The 1,419-nt window shown below is 74.3% G+C and carries 2 protein-coding genes; one reads left to right on the top strand and one right to left on the bottom strand.

Annotated features, from left to right (window positions below; all coding sequences use genetic code 11):
• Positions 1-984, bottom strand: a 984-nt coding sequence (locus tag ACTIR_RS23910; RefSeq protein WP_233345932.1) for a serine/threonine-protein kinase, incomplete at its 3' end; no start/stop codon positions are given.
• Positions 985-1,115: 131 nt separating this feature from the next.
• Between ACTIR_RS23910 and ACTIR_RS23915 the strand changes: the two genes are divergently transcribed.
• The coding region (locus ACTIR_RS23915; RefSeq protein WP_034240586.1) for a methylmalonyl-CoA mutase family protein at positions 1,116-1,419 on the top strand (304 nt) is incomplete at its 3' end.

A 1,419-nucleotide genomic window follows, 5' to 3' on the forward strand; every position in this document is an offset into this window, starting at 1 on the left:
CCCGTCGTCGGCGTCCGCGCCGAGGCCGCCGTCCCCGCCGCCCCCGGACGCGCGGGGTGTGCCCGGGATGCGCGGGATCACCCGGGTCTCGCTCGCGCCGGACCGCTGGGAGCCCTCGGTCTCGGCGAACAGCTCCGGAGGGAAGAGGGTGTGCCGGGGAGGGGTGAGCAGCGGGTAGAGCCTGCGCCGCACCTCGGACAGCGACATCCGCTCGGAGGGCTTCTTGGTCATCAGGCCGCGGATCACGGGGGCCAGCGGCCCGGCCGAGGGGCGGGGGACCTCCCCCTGCACGACGCTGACCACCGTCTCCAGCGGGTCGCCGTCCGCGTCGTAGGGCGGATGTCCCTCGGTGGCGGCGAACAGGGTCGTGCCCAGCCCCCACAGGTCGGCGGTGTAGGTCACCGGCCCGCCCGCGGCGACCTCGGGGGCGATGAACGCGGGCGAACCCAGCATCATGCCGGTGTGCGTCATCGTCGCCTCGGAGACGTTGCGGGCGATGCCGAAGTCGGTGAGCTTGATCCGGCCGTCCCCGGCGATGAGCACGTTGCCCGGCTTCACGTCCCGGTGGGTGATGCCCTCGGCGTGCGCGGCCTCCAGCGCGGCGGCCACCGCCTCCCCGAGGGCGGCGGCCTGCGCGACGGTGAGCCGTCCCGACGAGTCGAGCAGGCCCGCCAGGCTGCGGGACGGCAGCAGCTCCATGACGACGTAGGGGTCGCCGTGCTCCTTGACGACGTCGTGCAGGATCACCACGTTCGGGTGGGACAGCACCGCGATGGCCCTGGCCTCGCGCAGGGTGCGTTCGCGGAGTTCCTCGATCTGGTTCGGCGGCACGCCCGGCGGCATCCGGACCTCCTTCACCGCCACCTGGCGGTGCAGGAACTCGTCGTAGGCCGACCAGACGGTGCCCATCGAGCCGGAACCGAGCACGGACCGCAGTCGGTAGCGGCCCGCCACCGGAGGTCGGTCGGGAGTGGGAGCGCTCACCCGCCCCATTGTGGCGAACCGGTCCGCGACGCCGTCCCCGACCGCCCGGCGGCAGCACGCGCGCCCCGCCCGGTGATCGCGACGAGTCTCACATCTCCCGAGATCGGGAACGGGACTTAGCATGACTGGATATGAGCAACGGGGCTGAGCCGGCACCGGCCGCCGCATTCGATCCGCCGCGGCGGGCGGACTGGGAGCGGCTCGTGGACGGCGCGCTGAGCAGGACCGGCTCCCGGCCGGAGGACCTGATCACGACCACCGACGACGACATCGCGATCCGGCCGCTGTACACGGCCGACGACACCGTGCCGGAGGCGGGACAGCCCGGTCTGCCCCCGTTCGTGCGCGGGGCGCGGCCCGAGGGGAACGTGCTCACCGGCTGGGACGTGCGCGCCCGGCACGCCGACCCCGATCCGGCCGCCGCGACCGAGGCGG

The organism is Saccharomonospora iraqiensis subsp. iraqiensis, from assembly GCF_000430445.1.
In the GTDB taxonomy this organism is placed as follows: Bacteria; Actinomycetota; Actinomycetes; order Mycobacteriales; family Pseudonocardiaceae; genus Saccharomonospora; species Saccharomonospora iraqiensis.